This is a genomic window from Fodinibius salsisoli, assembly GCF_026229185.1.
In the GTDB taxonomy this organism is placed as follows: Bacteria; Bacteroidota; Rhodothermia; order Balneolales; family Balneolaceae; genus Fodinibius; species Fodinibius salsisoli.
In genome coordinates this window covers 296,834-317,273 of the sequence record NZ_JAGGJA010000001.1, presented here as the reverse complement: position 1 = coordinate 317,273, position 20,440 = coordinate 296,834, and the positions used below count along the sequence as shown (strand labels likewise).

Below are 20,440 nucleotides of genomic sequence, written 5' to 3'. Positions count from 1 at the left end.
CTTAAGAATCGGGGACTAATATTTTGCTGCAAATAATTTTATACAATCTGGATATTGCACTTGATGCTATTCAGCAAAATAAAATGCGTTCTTTTCTCACCTCTTTAGGTATTATTTTCGGGGTAGCTTCTGTCATTGCTATGCTTGCTATTGGACGGGGAGCACAGGAAGAGGTATTAAATCAAATGAAGTTGTTGGGTACAAATAATGTTATTGTTGAGCCCATCATTAACCAGGTTGATGAAGAAATCACCTCTCAAGCGTCAACCAACCAAGACCAGAATAAGTATTCGCCCGGACTTAGGCTCAGTGATATGCAGAGTATCATAGAGAAGGTACCCCAGGTAGAATATGCCAGCCCGGAAATCATTTATGAAACCTCCTTTATACGAGGGGGTCGCCTCCGTAGTGGAAAGCTGGTCGGCGTAAATCATCACTATTTTAATATCAATAATTTTAGCCTGGAACAGGGGGCTAACTTTACCTCAAAACAAATGCGGGATGCCGAGCGTGTCTGTATTATTGGGTCTGATGTAAAAGCCAAATTTTTTGCCGGATCCAATCCAATTGGAAAAGAGATTAAGGCCGGAAATATTTGGCTGACGGTGGTGGGGGTTCTGGAAAAACGGGAATTGAGCACCGAAAATATTCAAAATTTAGGCATCCGAAATTACAACCTGGATATCTATGTGCCGGCCACATCGGCTATTCTACGGTACAAAAACCGGGCGTTGGTTACCGAACAAGAGATACAGCAAGCGGCCGCCCAGAATAATGATAACGGAAATGGTCAAAATGAACAGAATAATCAACGTTCGTCTCAGGTTAACAACTACCATCAGATTGACCGTATGGTCGTGCAGGTAAGTAATACGGATTATAGTGTTCCGGTGGCTGATATTATCCGCCGGATGCTGCAGCGCCGCCATAATACCGTTATTGATTTTGAGGTCATTGTCCCGGAACTGTTGCTCCAGCAAGAGCGGCGTACCCAAGAGATTTTTAATATTGTATTATCATGTATTGCCTCCATTTCGCTCATTGTAGGTGGCATTGGGATCATGAATATTATGCTGGCTTCAGTAGTAGAACGATATCGCGAAATTGGCGTTCGATTGGCCGTTGGTGCTCATAAAAGAGACATTCATCTGCAATTTTTGACCGAGGCGTTAGCAATCAGTATTTCAGGCGGAATTATTGGAATTATTTTGGGTATTTCACTCAGTTACATCATTGAACTATCAGCCGGCATATTGACGATTGTCACCATCACTTCAATTCTAATCTCTTTCGGGGTCGCTATTGCGATAGGCGTTATTTTTGGATTCTTTCCGGCCAAGAGAGCCGCCGAGCAAGACCCTGTACATGCTTTGCGACATGAATAAAGTATTTAAAACCGCATCTGCTTACTTCATCATCATATTACTAACCACTTTACCTGCCAGGGGGCAGCAGTCCAGCAATGAAAACCTGGGCATCCTTTCATTAGATGACTGTATCACCGTTGCGCAGGATCAAAGCGCGGTGGCTAATGCCGCCCGTTATGCGTTAATAGCCAGCCGATGGCAGTACAAGTCATTTAAGGCCGACCTGTTGCCCAGCCTGTCGCTATCAGGAGATGCTCCGAACTATAATAAATCCATTTTTTCGAATGTATTGGACAATGGGCAGGTAACTTTTTCTTCCCGGACGCAGTCCGAAGCGGAGGCTGAGCTTAGTATCAATCAAAATATTTTACCAACCGGCGGTACCTTATCTCTGTCTTCGGGGTTAACCAGGCTGGGAATATTTAATGGGGAGAATACCTACCTTTGGCAAAGCACACCACTGGTGGTCGGAATTAATCAGCCACTCTTTCAATATAATAACCTCAAATGGCGTAATCGTGTAGAGCCGTTGCAGTATAAAATTGCTCAAAAGGAATATGTGGAGGAGATGGAGGATATCGCCCAGACGGTAACACAGAGTTTTTTCGATGTGTATTTGGCGAAAATCAATCTTGAGAATGCAGAATTTAATGTTGCCCGAAATGATTCTATTTATCAAATATCACAGGGGCGTTATAATGTGGGAAGTATTGCAGAAAATGATTTGCTGCAAAGTGAGCTGGCACTCCGTAATGCGGAGTCAGACCTGACCAATGCACAGATAGATTACGACCGTCTGCTCAACGAGTTTAAAATTCTGCTGGGATATCCAACGGATGTACAACTGGATTTGGAAGCTCCGGAAGAGCTCCCGGAAATAAGCGTCAATATAGATAAGGCGAGACAGTTGGCCTTGCAAAATAATAGTGAATCATTGAATTATCGCCTAAATGAAATGCAGGCAGATCGCCAGTTAGACCAAGCTAAAAGTGAGGCCAGTTTTGGTTTGTCGCTTAATGCACAGTATGGATTAAATCAGACTTCCACAGATTTTGCAGATCTGTATAACAATCCTCAGAATCGGCAATTCTTTAGCTTAGGATTTGAAGTACCCATTTTTAACTGGGGTAAACAACGGGCTCAAATCAACGCGGCGCGTAACCAACAGCGCGAAGTTGCCAATAGTATTCAATTTCAACGCCGGCAGTTTATGCAACAGGTGGAATATACCGTAAGTCAGTTTTTGCAATTACGGGGACAAGTGTTACTCGCTGCGAAAGCAGATACCATTGCCCAGCGGCGATACCAAGTTGCCCAAAATCGTTACCTGATTGGCAAAATTGATATCACCAACCTTTATATAGCACAGGACGAAAAAGATTCGGCCCGTCAGGCGTATATCCGGGCTCTTCGAACGTTCTGGACCGGCTGGTACGAGCTGCGACAGCTAACGCTATACGATTTCCAGTATAACCGCCCCATTACGTACGATCTTTAATCAAAGAAACGCATTATACGGTTGCTTTTAACAAGGATTATGCAATTTTGTTATCCTAAAAGCGGTCTTCTCATCCGAATTCTGGGATTGAAGCCGGATGAGTTAAGGCCCCCCTTGATCTATTCATCGGATGAGCCAAATACCTAATTGTAAACCCTGTTACTCATCCGATAAATAACTTAGACCAATTAGCTGCACCTTAGCTCATAATAGATTTGTAAAAATAATTTGGTAGGCTTGCAATTTCTTTGCATTTCTCTAAATTGGTTAGTCACAAATAATAAGGATTAAAAGAGGTGAACTGATGAGTGAAAAAAAGGAAGATGAAGTGGAAAAGAAAAAGGGCCTATCACGCAAGGATTTTCTAAGCACTTCGGCAACAGCAGCAGCTGGATTTTTTGTAGTGCCCCGGCATGTATTAGGTGGGCCGGGTTATACTGCCCCCAGTGATAAACTAAATATTGCCTGTATTGGTGTAGGAGGTATGGGGGCCAGTAACACTCGTTCGCTGGCAGAGCTTGGCGAAAACATTTATGCACTTTGTGATGTAGATGAGGAATATGCCGCAGAAACCCTCTACAGCTATCCCAAAGCAAAACGCTATGTTGATTTCCGGGAAATGCTCGACAAGGAAGACGAGATCGATGCCGTAATGGTGGCCACCCCCGATAATACCCACGCTGCTATTGCCATTTATGCAATGGAACGAGGCAAGCACGCCTTTGTACAAAAACCATTGACACGAACGATTTACGAAGCCCGCCGTATGGCAGAGGTTGCAGAAGAGACCGGGGTTGCCACTCAGATGGGAAACCAGGGGCACGCCTATGAAAGTACATACAAGATTGTAGAATATATTCGCCAGGGAGTTATTGGAGAAGTCTCTGAAGTAGACTGCTGGACGAACCGTCCCAAAGGGTACTGGCCGCAGGGCGCACAAGTAAATGAGGCAGATGAAATGCCAGTCGTTCCATACACCATGCACTGGGATCTCTGGGTAGGACCATCCCCTTATCGTCCGTATCATCCGGATTATGCGCCTTTTGCCTGGCGAGGTCGCTGGGACTTTGGTTCCGGATCGCTGGGCGATATGGGCGCTCACATCATGGATCAGCCGTACTGGGCCCTTGATTTGGGGATGCCGGAGCAGGTGCATGCCAGCTCTACACCGTTCAATGGTGAAGCATTTCCGCTCGGATCTTCCGTTCATTATACATTTCCGGCCAAGGGAGATCGTGGTGAAGTAAAATTAAATTGGTACGACGGTGGATTGTTGCCACCCCGTCCGGCTGAATTAGCTGACGGCAAGCAGATGGGCGCCGGGGGCGGAGGAATGATTTTCCATGGAACAGAAGGAAAGCTCATGGCCGATGTCTATGGACAAAATGCCCGTTTTATTCCTGAGTCAGACATTGATAAATTTGGCCAGCCCGACAAAACGATGGACCGATCCCCTGGTATTCACGAGGAATGGGTACAGGCAGCCAAAGGAAATAGTGAAACCTCGTCTAACTTTCAATATGGTGCTGCGCTCACTGAAACAATGCTGATTGGGAACCTGGCCATCCGCTTCAGCGATTCCAATAAAAAGCTGCAGTGGGATGCCGAAAATATGAGCGTTAAGAACTTGCAAGAGGCTAACGCCTGGCTGGATGAACGCAATAATTTCCGTACCGGCTGGCGCGAAATTATCGGCTAACACAACAGTCATCTCTTAAGCTTATAACCTGGAAGGATTCCAATTCCTTTCAGGGTTTCTTTTTTAGCGTAATAAGCTGTTATGAAGTAAGTCGTTTAGGGCTCACAAATTTTTAACCCACTCATACAAACCTTTACCTTTTCGGCGGGTTCCTGAGCGGCTGCATTGATAGCAACCAACAGGATAACAAATAAACCAGATTATTGTCCTAAGCAGAATAAAAGACTACATGAGTTTACTTTTTTAAAATATTATGCAAACGAGTGGGCAGAGATGGACCTCAAGTGAGAAGTGAAGCTCGTGTTTTACGAATCCTTGGCAGGGATCAGTTTAGAAGGAGAAGAGCCAAATTGCTCCTTAAAACTCCGGCTGAAATATGAAAGACTGTTAAAACCAACACTATAGGCAATCTCGGAGACATTCCCCTGACTGTTTTTAAGCATTTTGGCTGCTTGTTCAAGGCGTAAGTTTCGGATATAGACAGAGGCGGACATATCAGTTTCCTTTTTTAACTTGTGTGTAAGATATGAATTACTTAGTTGTAAAGCCTCAGCCAGCTCTTGCACACCAAATTGTTCATCAGTCATATTCTCCATAATCACAGTCCGTACACGTTTCTCGAACGGGGTTTGGATCCGGCCATTTTCTGATTCCGGTTCAGGTGGATCATCTTGTAATAACTTTCTCAGCCGCATGCGTTGTTCAATCATGTTCCTTATGCGGACCTGAAGAATATCGGCATCAAACGGTTTCGTGAGATAATCGTCAGCGCCGGTTTCCAGGCCTTCAAGCCGGCCCGCTTTATCAGCCCGGCCGGTTAAGAAGATAATCGGAATAGCTGCAGTCATCGGATCCTTTTTAAGTCGATCTGTAAAGGTAAATCCGTCCATTTTCGGCATCATCACATCGCAAAGGATCATATCCGGCAGTTTTTTTCGGGCAATCCTAAGCCCGGCCCTCCCATTATGGGCTTCGACGACACAGTAGTCGGCTTCCATGACATCCCGTATATACCGGCACATATCTTCATTATCATCAATGATAAGCAATGTTTTCTTGTCCCGGTCGCCTGAGGTTGGTTTTGACTTTCCGTTGTCTTGTTGTTTAAGGCCGGCCAATTCAGGAGTCGTCGCTGACTCGTTCTCTGAGGAAACATCTTCGGGGTGATCTTCAATCCGTTCGCTGCTAAAGTGGGCGCTGCCTTTTAACAGACGGATTGTAAAGGTGCTACCTTCACCGTGTTCACTTTGAACACTCAGCTTACCATGATGCAGCTCAACTAATTGATAGGAGAGCGAAAGCCCAATCCCTATGCCTTCCTCTCGCGTCATCGAGGAGTCAACCTGGTAAAAACGACTAAATATGTGATCCAGGTCCTCTTCATTTATTCCAATCCCGTTGTCTTTTACTTCAATGGCAACCGTATCGTCGTTCTTCATTAATGTAACTGATACTTTTCCACCTTCGGAGGTGAATTTTATTGCATTGGATAGTAAATTTGTCAGCACTTTTTCGAGCTGTTCGGCGTCGTAATAGATATAACAGGGATGATCCGGGAGGTTTGCCGTTAATGTTATCTCCCTGCTATCAGCAAACGATTCAAAAGAGCTCATCACTTTCCTGATAAAATCAGTCAGATCATTCTTGGAAACATGGATGTTTAGATTGTCAGAATCTGTTTTTTCTAAATCAAGCAGCTGGGTCACCAGGCGGTGCAGGCGCTGGCTGTTTTGCAGTGTAGATTTAAGCGTTGTCCGTATTTTTTGGGGATCCCGGATATTATCGGTTAAAATATGTTTAATGGGCCCGGCAATAAGGGTCAGAGGTGTTCGCAGTTCATGACTAATATTTGTATAAAACTGTGTTCTGAGCTGGTTAAGTTCCTCCAGCCGGTTGGCCTGCCGGGAAATCTTATCTCTGCTGAGGGAAAGTTCCCTTGTCCGCTCAGCCACACGACGCCGGAGCCGGTAGTTTTGCAAGCGATAACGATTGGTGATCAAATAAATAACCCCTGCAAGGATCATTAGCAGTATGACTGAAAATATCAGCCTGGCCCACCAGGTTTGATACCAGTGGGGCTCAATATACAGTTGTAAAGTGGCTGTAGGACTAATAAGGTTAGCCTGATTTCTGGCACGTACATGTAGGGTATGATCACCGGGAGAAAGGTTGCTGTAATTCACAAAGGGCTCTTGGGTCCAGGGAGACCATTGGTCACTAAATCCCGTCAGCCGCGTCTGATATTGTACTCTATCTGATGATAAATAAGGCAAGGATGAATAGTTTATCCGAAATCCCTTAAATTGGTTCCCAACGACCGCTCCCTTACTTTTATTAAAGGGGACAGGCTTTCCGTTTATGCCTGTAATACTTCGGACGACGGGTGTTTGGGGTGGTTCAACTTTACCTGCAGGCTTTTTCGTCCGAATATGAACGAGCTTGCCATCACCGCTGATCCATAAACCATGCTCTTTGGTTGGAAATATCCCATCCAGGTTATATGGATGGTATATTCCGGTATTGAGGGGTTCTCCGTGCCAACCCGTATTGTCTTTTGTTAACTTAAAGAAAGTTTTGCCATCCCAACCCCAGGCCGTTGTGCTATCCAGAGGCTGAACTCTTTTGAGAGCCAGGTTCGGAACCGGATCGGGCACAATCTGAATTCCCTTTTTCTTAACTTTGAACCAGACGAGACTGGTATCCGTTGGGAACGCAAACAAGCGCCCCATTTTGTAAATCCTTATTCTGCTTGACGGAGATACTTTTTGTTCGGCAAAGGGTTGTGTAATAACGGTATCTTTGGCCATTTTAATACGTAATACCCCTTTTCTTGCTGACCTTGTGATAAGCTCGTTCTTCCCTATAACATAGGTTGAGCCAAACCGTCCCCTGTAGAGAAATTTTCCGGCTTCCCATTGCCCGTCTACCAGATGAATCGGGAATAACCCGTTATTAGAGTGGGCATATATGGTTGTTGAATCATATTGAGACGGTGTTGTTAAGCCGTATGCAGGACGGCGAATTAAAATCTCCCGGGAGTGGTTGCTGTTATTTTTTATCAACTGGATGTTGCGTGTACAGTTCAGGAATAATTCCTGGCGGGTAGGAAGCAGCGACCAGCATTGATTATTCGTTTGATGTAGCCTTTTAAATATTGCTTGGTGTTTGGATGAGATGAGTTTATAGGCATTTTGTGTGGTGGCGATATACAGGTGATGGTTGTAGAAAGCAATGTCGTTAACTCTACCTGCAAACGTATCTTTTGCAAAATGGCTGACCGGAGAATTTAGATTCATAACAGCTAAGCCGTTGTTCATTGAAAGCCATACATTCTCCGCTTGGTCAACGAAAATGTTTATGATAAAATCCGTTGGCAGACCGTTCGCTTTGTTTATATTGGCAATCAAATGGCCGGAAGGGGAAATAACAATAAGCCCTTTTCTTGTGGCTAATGCAAAGTTACCACCGGGAAGGCGTTTGGTATGAGTAATCTTGGTCTCCTTAATCAAACTCTGGGCTTCTGTGATCCACGGAGTAACGCGGTTGTTTTGTAAAATATAGGTGCCATTAAGAGTAAAAAGCGCCAGGCGGCTGCCTCCAATATCATAGGCGTTCCTGACACCCCTTTTTTTTAGGGCTGTTCCTGTGTAAACAGGATTAATCTCTTGCCCGTTAATGGCCATAATTTTTCCATTCTGGAGAAAGGCCAACAACCCTTTGTTTGGCACTTTGAACATTCTTTTAATCTTCAAAGAGTCGGGAAATGGATAGATCTTTCCCTGGTACCATCGCAGGAGACGAGCTCCAGTGTTAAAATAAAGCCCTTTAGGGGTGCTTGCCATCATCCTTATTTTATCGACTCTGATGCCCGCTTCTTCGGTTTTTTTAACCAATGGAATGTAGGTCGCCTGCCCGGTCGAGTCCTTTTTAATGTAACCCCAGGTACCTCTGCCGCCCACAAATAGCGTATCACGATAGAACTCCACCTGCCTGACAACATTATGCTTAGGCATTGATATCTTCTCCCACCGGTAGCCGTCGTATTGTAAAACTCCACCCGTATTGGCAGCATAGATCAGTCCGTCGGGGTCCTGGACTACATCCCAGTTTTGTGGACGGGCCTGATAGTCAGACGGTTGAAAGGTACGGATGAAGGGCTGAAGTCCTTCGATATCAGGCAGAGATTGTGCATAAACTTCCGTAAAAGAAGAAAGAGTCAGACCCAAGAAGAAAGAAAAAACGATGTAACGAATCCACTTCATCATGAATAGTTAGTAGGCTTCCAAAAAGAAATGAATACTATCCTGTTAATTAAATAACACGGGTTTTAATCAAAAGGTGCTAAAATAACATATAGTTTCAAATATTACTACAAATAAGTTCAAACACCTTTGGGGCACAACAGGCTACATTCGCACTGATCATTCAAGTGATTGGGTGATCGGGTCAAAGATGAGATAATATTTAAAGTTATAACGGATTATCATCTCATCTTTTTATGGGACATCATCATTGGAGTATCCTTTCAGATTAGAGCGTTGAGTCTGTGTTTATCAGACATTAGCGCAATCTAATTGATAAGGATATATCAAGATAGACCCTCTTTATAGATAGCCATTATTACCTAACAACTATCATACTACAGGCATGCATATATATTCAACTGCCTACGATCATAAACAGGCTTTTAAGGCATTTCTACTTTTCTGCTTATTCATGTTGCTGGGAAGCATTGCCCATGCACAATATGCCACAGGGGGCAGCAGCCCCTATCGTGACCAGGTTCTCTGGCTAACATGGGGAGGAGGTGAAAATGGAACGCCCAATCAGCCCTTGAATGTAGGTTCTTTATCCTCAGCGAGTATTCAGGTAGCAGGAGGATCACAGCTGAACATTCAATGTAGTATCGACGCCGTTTCACATTCAGGTGGGGGGACTCCTCAATTACAAAGTTACCGTCCTGGTGATTGGCAAGGTGACATATTGGATGATTTGTATAATATTGGAGGTACTGGTGGAAATAATCAATTAATTAATGGGATTAGTCGATCAGGTGGAGTTGCCGATTTTACGATTGGGTGTACCGCAACATTAGGCGGGCAGGCTTATAACCTTAAGGGGCTGGTTATGGCTGATGCAGAGGCGATTAATACTGGTACCGAATATGTGGAGGCGACGGCCGAAGGTACCTGGAATGTAGTAGAGATGGCACAAAATCCTGGTGCAGGAGTCTATAATGCAGTAAAAACTAATAATGGAAGCCTGCAAACTATCCGTTTCGGCCCTGGCACAGATGATGAAACAGCCGCCGTAACTTTTCTATCTTTTACCAACCCCAGTAACAGTATAAGCATGGACTTTAGCATTGAGGGTGGAGGGACAACAGCCATCGCCATTGGTCTATTGGTGCCATATGCGGATTTCGGGGATGCACCGGCCAGTTATGGAGATGCTATGCATTTGGTTAATGATTTACAATTCCAAGATGATAATTTGCCGGCGGATGGAAATCAGTATGATCTAAATGATTCCGGTTATCAACCAGGTGGTCTGGCACCTTCGATGGATAATTTCGTTGGTAGTCAGGGACCCGATACAGAGCTTGAGCAGGACTATGATACCAATGCTGCGACTGATGATAATGGTAATAGCGAAGAAGATGCCTGGCCCGATAACTACACCATTACGGTCCTTCAGGAAGGAGAAACCTTGTCAGAGACTATCCCTTGTACAGGCAGTGGTTCGGTAGCCGGTTGGATTGACTTTGATAGAAATGGAACATTTGATAGTCCGACAGAACGTGCGGAATCGCTCTGTTCAGGAGGGACGGCAAACCTGTCGTGGACGATCTCTTCAGATCTAACGGCGGGTACCAGTTATGTACGCCTGAGATTCAGCACAAATAGTACAGAAATCACTGGCCCAGCAGGAACGGCCAGTGATGGAGAGGCCGAGGACCATGTAATGGAGATTACTGCTCCTGAGCTGTCTGTAACTAAAAGCAGTAACGCTACCGGTGGTACCTGGGATGTAGGGGAGCAAAACGCCCGATATGACTTGACAGTAACCAACAACGGTCCGGTTGGTACCGGTGATCTCCCTGATACACCAGTAGAGCCAGTAACGGTCCGTGATCAGTTACCCACCGGTATTGAGCCCGACTGGACCGGCACATATACTACTAATGGCTGGAGTTGTACTTATGCGGGCCAGGAAGTGACTTGTGAAACTTCTGAAGTCATAGAAGCGGCTGGCCAAGCTGGGGATACATCGGTAATAGAGCTGCCTGTTCAGGTTACGGAAGATGCTATTGGTCAGCAAACAAACTATGCCAGTATTGCCGGTGGGCGCGATCCTTTTAACGATGGAAATACTCCTGCTCCCGGCCCCTCTTGCACCGATGCGGAGCACTGTGATGACTATATGGTAACAGTTGAACAGAATGCCGCTTTAGATTTGGTCAAAAGTACAGATCCGGTGACGTATGGAGCATCCGGCGAAACCATTGAATACAGCTTTGCCGTGATGAACACTGGTAATGTAACGATGGAAAATATCGAGGTGGAAGATCCTATGCTGGGCGGAACAGTGCCCTGTAGTTTAACCACCCTGGCGCCGGGCGAGAGCACCGATTGTGGTCCGGTTGAATACACAGTCACCCAGCAGGACGTGGATAATGGCGAAATTACGAATACAGCGACAGCTTCTGGGGAGGATCCAGGCGGAACAGTGATTGGAGAAACCGACGAGGCAACGGTGACAGCCGATCAAACTCCGGAACTGACCGTTGAGAAGGGATTGACAAATGTGCCTTCGCCCATAGTGGAGGGTAGTGAGCTGGAATATACTATTACGGCCACGAACTCGGGCAATGTAACGCTTGCGAATGTAGCAATTACCGATCCGATGTTAACACCCGATACAGAATCGTGTGGAACACTTAATGTCGGTGATGGCTGTACACTAACCGGAACCTATACTGTCACTTCATCCGATGTAGATGCCGAAGAAGTGGTGAATACGGCCACCGCAACGGGGGATGACCCTGCAGGAGATCCCGTGGAGGAGGAGGATCAGGTTACAGAACCCATTCCTGTTGCAGATTTAGCGGTGAGTAAGTCCGTTGACAATGCAACACCTAATGTAGGCGAAGATGTAATCTTTACCGTAAGTGTCACCAATAACGGTACGGCAGAGGCGACGAATGTGAGCATTACAGACCAATTGCCTTCTGGTTTTAGTTTTGTTAGTGCGACGGCAAGCCAGGGCAATTATAGCGATGGTACCGGAATTTGGACTATTGGAACCGTAGCAAACGGGGCTGCAGTCACGTTAGATATTACAGCTACGGTAGAGCCGTCTGGTCCTTATGAGAATACGGCATCGGTCAGTAATTCCGACCAGGAAGATCCGGATCCCAATAATGATGAGGATACCAGCGAACCCAATCCCAGTGCTTCAGCTGATGTAGAAGTGATCAAAACCCTGGATACAAATGGACCTTTTAAAGTAGATCAGCAGATACAGTACACGCTGGAGATAAGTAACTACGGTCCCTCGCAGGCCACAAATATTGTAGTGGAAGATACGCCGACTAATTTAACCATGGATAACGTATCGGGCAGTGGCTGTAGCAGTTTTCCTTGTACCATCCCCAGCCTGGCCAGCGGTGGTTCAACAACCATCAATATAACGGCTACCATTGATGCGGCCGGGGCCTTTGACAATGAGGCGACAGCAAATGCGGATGAATATGATCCAAATGAGGATAATAATACCGACGGTTCCGGGAATGGCGGCACGGCAGATCCCGAAGCAGACTTGTCGTTGACCAAGACCGTTAACAATGCCAATCCGGATGTGGGTCAAGATGTGATCTTTACCATCACGGCGACCAACGCGGGTCCCTCGGAAGCGACGGGCGTCAGCGTGATCGACCAGCTGCCGAGCGGCTATAGCTTCGTGAGCGCAACACCTAGCATGGGCAGCTATGATTCAGGAAGCGGCACATGGACGATTGGCACCTTGGCTGATGGGACCAATGCCACTCTTGACATTACAGCCACAGTACTGGCTGACGGCGACTATGAAAATACGGCGTCGGTTACCGGCGATGAGGATGATCCCAATCCAGGCAATGAGACGGGGACGTCTACACCAAATCCTGTTCCGCAGGCAGATATAACATTGACAAAGAATTTGGATACGTCCGGACCGTATGTAGCCGGGCAGTCCGTTGACTATCAAATTGCCATCACGAATAATGGTCCCTCCGACGCAACCAATATTGAGGTTACGGATACACCTACAAACCTGACTATCGATAATGTATCGGGTAGTGGATGCACGTCCTTTCCTTGTACCATTCCCAACCTGGCTAACAGTAGCACAACGACTATATCGGTGACAGGTACCGTGCAGGAAGAAGGGGCCTTTGGTAACACTGCAACGGCTACGCCAAGTGAAGAGGATCCAAATCCGGATGACAATAGGGACAACGACGGCGATAGCGGCGATGCTTCTGCTGATGTTGCGATTACGAAGGTGCTGGACACTGCGGGCCCATACAATGCCGGGCAGGAAGTAGCCTACACCATAACGCTCAGTAATAATGGCCCTTCGGATGCGACCGGTATTTTGGTGGAAGAAAATCCGACGAATCTGACGATTACCGGTGTCAGTGGTTCCGGCTGTAGTAGCTTTCCCTGTACCGTCCCGAATTTGGCGGAGGGAAGCCAAACGACCATTTCGGTAACAGCGACGGTTGATGCGGAGGGTGATTTTGATAATGAGGTTACTGCTACGCCTACAGAAAACGATCCCAATGAAGATAATAATACAAGCACGGATGGCGGTTCCGCCGATCCGTCAGCGGATGTCTCAATAGACAAGACGTTGGATACGGCCGGACCCTACAGCGCTGGTCAGGAAGTACAGTACACGGTCACGGTTGCGAATGCGGGTCCCTCGGATGCCCAAAATGTAGAAATTACCGAAACGCCGACAAATCTGACAATCACGGAGGTGAGCGGAGGTGGTTGCAGCAGCTTTCCGTGTATCATTCCGACGGTGACCAGCGGCGATCAGCAGGTGCTTAGCGTAACGGCTACAATCGACGCGGAAGGGCCCTTTCAGAATGGTGTTACCGTGACCTCCGATACCGATGATCCGGATCCCAGCGATAACGACGATGACGATCCGGAAAACGGCGGCGAGGCCGGGACTTCGTCTGATATTTCCATAACTAAGACCCTGGATACGGAAGGTCCCTATGCGGCAGGACAAGAGGTTAATTATACGCTGAAGATAACCAATGCCGGTCCTTCGGAAGCCACGAATATTGACGTGACCGATACTCCGGAGAACCTGACGATCACGGACGTCTCGGGTGCGTGTACGGAGCTACCGTGTACGATCCCAAGCTTGGCGGCCGACGGCTCGACCACGATTACGGTGACGACCACCATTGACGAAGCCGGAGATTTCCAGAATACGGCCACGGTCACCTCCGATACGCCGGATCCGGATCCGAACAATAATGAAGATCCCGGCACCGGCGGCAACGCTGATCCCTCGGCCGATGTATCGATAGACAAGACCCTGGATACGGAAGGTTCGTATGTAGCGGGACAAGAGATCAGTTATACCCTGACGGTAGCCAATACGGGTCCTTCAGAGGCGACGGGGATCGAGGTAACGGACACGCCAACGAACCTGAGCATTGCTAATGTATCGGGTAGCGGCTGCAGCAGTTTCCCCTGCACTATTCCGTCCCTGGCCAGCGGAGATGAGACTACGATTGATGTGACGGCTACAATTGAGCAGGAAGGATCCTTTGACAATGTCGCCACGGCGACCCCGAACGAAGATGATCCGACGCCAGATAACAATACCGACGACGATGGAAACGGTGGATCAGCCGATCCTTCAGCGGATGTCGCTCTGACGAAGACCCTCGTTACCGATGGTCCCTACAATGCTGGCGAAACGGTTACCTTTGAGATTCTGATTTCCAATGCGGGCCCGTCGGAGGCAACCAGCATTAACGTAACGGATACCCCGACGAACATCATTATTGACAATGTCAGTGGTGCCTGTACCACACTGCCGTGTACAATTCCGTCGCTGGCTTCAGGCGATGAGACGACTATGACGGTACAAGCTACGATAGATGAGGCCGGTTCATTTAGGAATACGGCTACCGCTACGCCCAGTGAAAATGATCCCAATCCTGGAAACAACACCGGAAGTGATGGTGACAGTGGTGATCTGTTGGCTGATTTGTCGCTGACCAAAACATTGGATACCCCGGGTCCCTATGTGGATGGGGAGGAGGTTCAATATACGATTACCGTTTCCAACGCCGGTCCATCGGAGGCAACGGGCGCGCTGGTCATCGATACGCCCACAAACCTTACCGTAAACAATGTGAGCGGGGCCTGTTCCAGCCTGCCATGCGACCTGTCTTCGATACCTGCCAGCGACCAGAGAGAAATTACGCTTCTGGCTACCATCGATACCCCGGGATCGTTTGATAATACGGCGACCATCAATGCCGCACAGGATGATCCGACTCCGGAAAATAACACCGACAACGATGGAAGCAGTGGCTCAGCCCTGGTAGATGTTTCTGTGGATAAAACACTGGATACGCCTGGCTCGTATGTTGATGGTCAACAGGTACGGTACACGCTGGACATTTCCAACGATGGGCCCTCGGAAGCAACCAATATCGAAGTAACAGATACCCCGACGAACCTGAGCATAGACAACGTCAGTGGAGCTTGTACTACCCTGCCCTGTACCATTGCTTCCCTGGCCTCCGGTGCAAAAACCAGTGTAACGGTCATGGCCACGATTGATAGTCCGGGGGCATTCGACAACACGGTTACGGTAACGCCTGCTGAGGAGGATTCCGAACCGTCGAATAATACGGATGATACGGAGAACGGAGGTTCTGCTGATGCTTCGGCCGATCTTTCGATGAGCAAGTCTGTTGATAATGCAACTCCTGATGTAGGTAAGCAAGTCACCTTTACGTTGTCAATATCCAATGCCGGACCATCAGAGGCCACAGGAGTAACGGTAACCGACCAGCTGCCCAGCGGTTATGATTTTGTGGGTGCACAAGCTACGGCCGGCAGCTATGATGAGAGCTCGGGCATATGGACCGTCGGCAGTTTAGCCGATGGCGCTAATGCAAGCCTGGATCTGACCGCAACCGTGCTGGATGACGGGGACTACGCGAATACCACTACCGTTGACAGTGATACCCCCGATCCGGATCCGAATGATAATACAGGCGGATCTACGCCCAATCCGAACCCGTCTGCGGATGTTGCTGTAACCAAAACCCTGAATACGGGTGGCCCTTATGCGGCAGGTCAGCAGGTGGACTATACCATCGCGATTAATAACAACGGTCCCTCCGAGGCTACGGGCATTGAGGTGACGGACACGCCGACGAATCTGACGATTACCAATGTTAGTGGCAGTGGATGTAGCAGCTTCCCTTGTACCATTCCATCGCTGGCTTCCGGAAATGAAACGTCTATTACGGTAACCGCCACGATCAATAGTGCCGGTTCGTTTGGTAATACTGCTACGGCCACACCGAACGAAGACGACCCTAATCCGGAAAATAACACCGGAAGGGATGGAGACAGCGGGCAACAATCTGCCGATGTTGCCCTGACGAAAACGTTGGTTACCCCGGCGCCGTATGTTGATGGCCAGCAAATAGAATATACCCTGACAATTTCCAATAGCGGTCCCTCTGAAGCCACCGGTGTCTTGGTGGAGGATACGCCGACGAATCTGAGTATCGACAATGTCAGCGGCGCTTGTACCACGCTGCCGTGCACGATCGCTTCCATTCCGGATGGTGAAGAGAGACAGGTGACCGTTATGGCCACAATAGAAGAATCCGGCGCTTTTGACAACAAAGCAACGGCTACCCCGACCGAAGATGATCCGGATCCATCGGATAATACTGATGGTGACCCGGAAAATGGAGGATCAGCAAATGCTTCGGCCGATCTGTCCGTAAATAAGACGCTTATAACCACAGGCCCTTATAGTGCCGGCCAACAGATAGAATATGAGCTTGTCGTATCGAATGATGGTCCATCGGCGGTAAAGGAGATAGAAATAACGGAATCACCCACGAATTTGACCATCACTAATGTGAGCGGGGCCGGTTGCAGCAACTTCCCCTGTACCATAACCTCTTTGGCAGCCGACGGGCAAACAACCGTTACCATAACGGCAACCATTGATGAAGAGGGTGCATTTAATAATTCCGTCACCGTTACCTCATCGGTGGATGATCCGAATCCATCGGATAATACCGATGATGATCCGGAAAACGGTGGGTCAGCAAATGCTTCGGTGGATGTTTCCCTGGATAAGATCTTAAGCACAAGTGGTCCGTATAAGGTCGATCAAAAAGTGAGATACACCTTGTTTATAGCCAATGATGGCCCCTCGGAAGCGACGGATATCGTTATAACCGATACGCCTGAAAATCTTACCATTGTGGGAGTCAGTGGCACCGACTGTAGCAGCTTTCCCTGTACCATCCCTTCACTGTCCGCTGGGGGACAAACTTCTATTAACGTTACAGCAACGATTGATGCCTCTGGTGATTTTAATAACACGGCTACGGCGACCCCGTCAGAAAATGATGGCGATAATTCGGATAATACGGACAGCGATGGAGGAACGGCTAATACCCTCGCAGATGTCTCGATAGCGAAATCCCTTCAAACCGCAGGCCCTTACAAAGCAGGCCAGGAAGTATCCTATAGATTAGTTGTAGATAATGAGGGACCTTCCGTTGCAAGGGATGTTGAGATAACGGATACGCCCCAAAATTTGACTATTACCGGCGTAGTAGGAGCTTGCTCCGAATTACCTTGTACTATTTCGTCGCTGGCCGTCGGTGCACAAACAACGATCGATGTGACGGCTACCATTGATGGAGGAGGACAATTTGATAATATCGCAACCGCTGAAAGTGAAAGCATCGAGGATCCAGAACTCACCAACAATACGGACGATGATCAAAATAACAGTGGGACGGCTCAAAAGTTAACGGACGTCTCCGTTAAAAAGACCCTGGAGACCGAAGGTCCATATGTGGCGGGCCAGCAGCTGGAGTATGTGATTACGGTCACTAATAATGGTCCCTCCGAGGCCACGGGGGTGGTGGTGGAAGACACTCCGACGAATCTGAGGATTGATGAGGCCAGCGGGGCGGGCTGCAGTAGCTTCCCCTGTACGATACCCTCTTTGCCAGCAGAAGATCAAGCAAATATCACGGTACTGGCCACCATCCAGGCCGCTGGTTCCTTTGATAACACCGCATCCGCAAATGGGGCCGAAGAGGATACGGATTTGGAGAATAACAATGATGCGGTGAGTGCGACGGCTCAGGCTCCCGAGCTTCGCATCACCAAACAGGCCCAGAACCTGACGGCCCGGGCAGGCGGCTTTGTCCCCTATACGGTTACTATTGATAATCTCTCGGAGGTGCCGGTGAAGGGCGTGCAGCTGGTCGATACTCCGCCCCCGGGGCTCTCCTATGTGGAGCAGAGCCTGGGGGTTACCGACATGGATAATGCGGGGCTGGTGGAAGGGCTCCGTCCCCTGAGGATCGGTCAAATAGATGTACCCGCGGGTGGACAAGCCACCGTCAGCTACGTGATGCGGGTGGGCGCGACGGCCCTGCCCGGGGCGCTGCGCAATGTGGCTTATGCCGCGCGGAATGGCTCTCCTGTGAGCGGGGAAGATGAAGCCTCTGTTATGCTGGAAGGGGATCCGATGATGGATGAGACACGCGTGCTTGGTACGGTTTTCCGCGACCACGATCGCGACGGCTGGCAGGATAAGGCGACCGCTACGGATCTGCACGCACAGGGCGGTTTCACACCGGATGCCTACGTGCCGGGCAGCACCGCCATTGACCGAGGAACGGGCCCTGAGGCCGTCCCCGACGGCAGTGCACCACTGCTGAAAGGATTGGAGCTGGGCGATCTGGGCGGTCGGGAATCAGTGGGGGCAGAACCGGCCGAAATTGTGATTCGCCAGCGACTGCGCACCCCTGATTTGACCGGAGATTTCAGCCTGACCAGCGACGAAGGCACTCAGTTACGGATGGATGGTTCCGGGGTAATCAGCCGCGATCCGAAAGGAGCGCTGAAACGGGGAGCTAACAGCCAACGTCTGGAAGTTGAGCGAACCCTGAATGAATTAGATAACGGGGAGTACGAGTTGATCTACCGGATAAGCAATGCCGGCTACAGCGACTGGGGACTGCCGGGTGCCCGGCTGGCGACCCCCCGTGGGCTGATGATTGAGACCGACGGCTACGGCCGCTACCATATCGAGGCAATTCAGGTGGATAGCTGGCGCCGGGGCCGCAACTATGTGGTCAAGGTGGACGGATCCTCCCTGCCACGAAGCAGCACTTATACCACTGAAAATCCGCTGGTACGCCGGGTGACGCAGGGGCTTCCCGTGCGCTTTGATTTTGGGATCTGGTGGCCCTCAGCGGATGTGTCGATTACCAAGACTCTGGTGGCCGACAGTTCGTATCACCCAGGCCAGCAGGTCACTTACCGGCTGACGGTGGCCAACGACGGGCCGACCGTGGCTGAGGGCATTCGCCTGAGCGACCGGTCCGATAATCTGAAGATGACCGATGTGCGCGGGGCCGGCTGCGATACCTTGCCCTGCGTCCTTCCGGGGCCGCTGGCGCCCGGCCAGCAGCGGCAGCTGATGGTGAAGGTCCGCATTGATACCGCTGGCGCATTCACCAATACGGCCACAGCTTGGGCAGAGCAACCTGATCCTGCGCCGGATAATAACAAGGACCGGGTGCGCGCCGTAGCTACAGCCGATACTGTTACCCCGCCTGCTCCGGTTCCACCTCCTCCGTGTGCGGGAGCCGAAGTACTGCCCAAGGCCGTCCATTTTGAGACGGACCAGGCGACCATTATTTCCACCTCAGCACAGCTGTTGGATCAGTTGGCGGTGTTCTTGGCCGACCGCCCGGAGTGTACCCTCCAAATAGCGGGGCATACCGACCACGACCTGGGCCACGATTATAATCAGGATCTGTCAGAACGCCGGGCAGAGGCTATCGCAGCCTATCTTAAAGAAGCAGGCGTGCCGGCGGAGCGTATAACCTATACGGGCGCCAGCTACGATAATCCGGCTGTTGAAGAAAAAGATGTACTGGATAAAGCTCAAAATCGTCGGACCAGCTTTACCCTGCAGCCCGGAGACTCAGCTGCCATGCTCCTGCCCCAAATCGAAGACTTGCAGGTTGATCCGGAGCCGCGGGCCTGGGATTACGTATTTGACTTCCGTCATAACGCGGTGCCGACGCGGCTGCACTTCCCGGCGGGATCGGCGGAGCTGAACTTCGTAAGCGAGTACATAGTGCAACGCATTAGCTTGGCCTTGGCCGAGTATTCCGATGTCACTGTGAGGTTCGGGATTCCTGCTTCAAGTGATGCCGGGCTTAATGAGCGTCGGAAAGAAACCCTGCAACAGACCTTGGCTGAGTCCGGACTGTCGACTGACCGATATCGTATCGCAGCTTCCGGGGCGAGTTCCGGGCCAGTGAGAATCAGCTATACACCTGATGATAATCTTATTCTAGTGGGGCAGGCTGATGATGTCCGGCTGGCCGGCGACGAGCGATACCGCCCGCTGCTGCAGAAAGCCTTGCGGCTGCTGGAAGGCCGCCGGGATAGCCCGTTGTTGGGGAATCCCCCAACGGGTGTGCTACGCACCGCGGGCAGCGCCTCCGGCCAAGCCGACTAACGCCGGTTTATTTTTGACGCAACCTCCGATTTTTGATTCCAA

At 49.3% G+C, this 20,440-nt stretch carries 5 protein-coding genes; 4 read left to right on the top strand and 1 reads right to left on the bottom strand.

Annotation, left to right across the window (positions count from 1 at the left end; translation table 11 throughout):
* Positions 1 to 23 precede the first annotated feature (23 nt).
* From J6I44_RS01110 to J6I44_RS01100, 3 genes are all read left to right on the top strand, one after another.
* Entirely contained in the window at positions 24 to 1,385 is a 1,362-nt protein-coding gene (locus J6I44_RS01110) for an ABC transporter permease (RefSeq protein WP_265764089.1), read from the top strand.
* Positions 1,378 to 2,865 (top strand): TolC family protein, encoded by a 1,488-nt coding sequence (locus J6I44_RS01105; protein WP_265764088.1) that lies wholly within the window; start codon positions 1,378 to 1,380, stop codon positions 2,863 to 2,865. The genes J6I44_RS01110 and J6I44_RS01105 overlap by 8 nt, the downstream gene beginning before the upstream one ends.
* A 304-nt stretch (positions 2,866 to 3,169) precedes the next feature.
* Positions 3,170 to 4,564, top strand: a complete 1,395-nt coding sequence (locus J6I44_RS01100; RefSeq protein ID WP_265764087.1) for a Gfo/Idh/MocA family protein — start codon at positions 3,170 to 3,172, stop codon at positions 4,562 to 4,564.
* 305 nt (positions 4,565 to 4,869) lie between these two features.
* Here J6I44_RS01100 and J6I44_RS01095 read toward each other — a convergent pair whose 3' ends face one another.
* Positions 4,870 to 8,829, bottom strand: a complete 3,960-nt coding sequence (locus J6I44_RS01095; protein ID WP_265764086.1) for an ATP-binding protein — start codon at positions 8,827 to 8,829, stop codon at positions 4,870 to 4,872.
* A 382-nt stretch (positions 8,830 to 9,211) separates the two neighbouring features.
* Between J6I44_RS01095 and J6I44_RS01090 the strand changes: the two genes are divergently transcribed.
* Positions 9,212 to 20,398, top strand: coding sequence for a CshA/CshB family fibrillar adhesin-related protein (locus tag J6I44_RS01090; RefSeq protein WP_265764085.1), 11,187 nt, complete (start codon positions 9,212 to 9,214; stop codon positions 20,396 to 20,398).
* Positions 20,399 to 20,440: the final 42 nt, after the last annotated feature.

Excerpts from the sequence above, each read along its gene's own strand:
- J6I44_RS01100 (WP_265764087.1), top strand. The coding sequence starts at position 3,170 with ATGAGTGAAAAAAAGGAAGATGAAGTGGAAAAGAAAAAGGGCCTATCA.
- J6I44_RS01105 (WP_265764088.1), top strand. The coding sequence starts at position 1,378 with ATGAATAAAGTATTTAAAACCGCATCTGCTTACTTCATCATCATATTA.
- J6I44_RS01090 (WP_265764085.1), top strand. The coding sequence starts at position 9,212 with ATGCATATATATTCAACTGCCTACGATCATAAACAGGCTTTTAAGGCA.
- J6I44_RS01095 (WP_265764086.1), bottom strand. The coding sequence starts at position 8,829 with ATGATGAAGTGGATTCGTTACATCGTTTTTTCTTTCTTCTTGGGTCTG.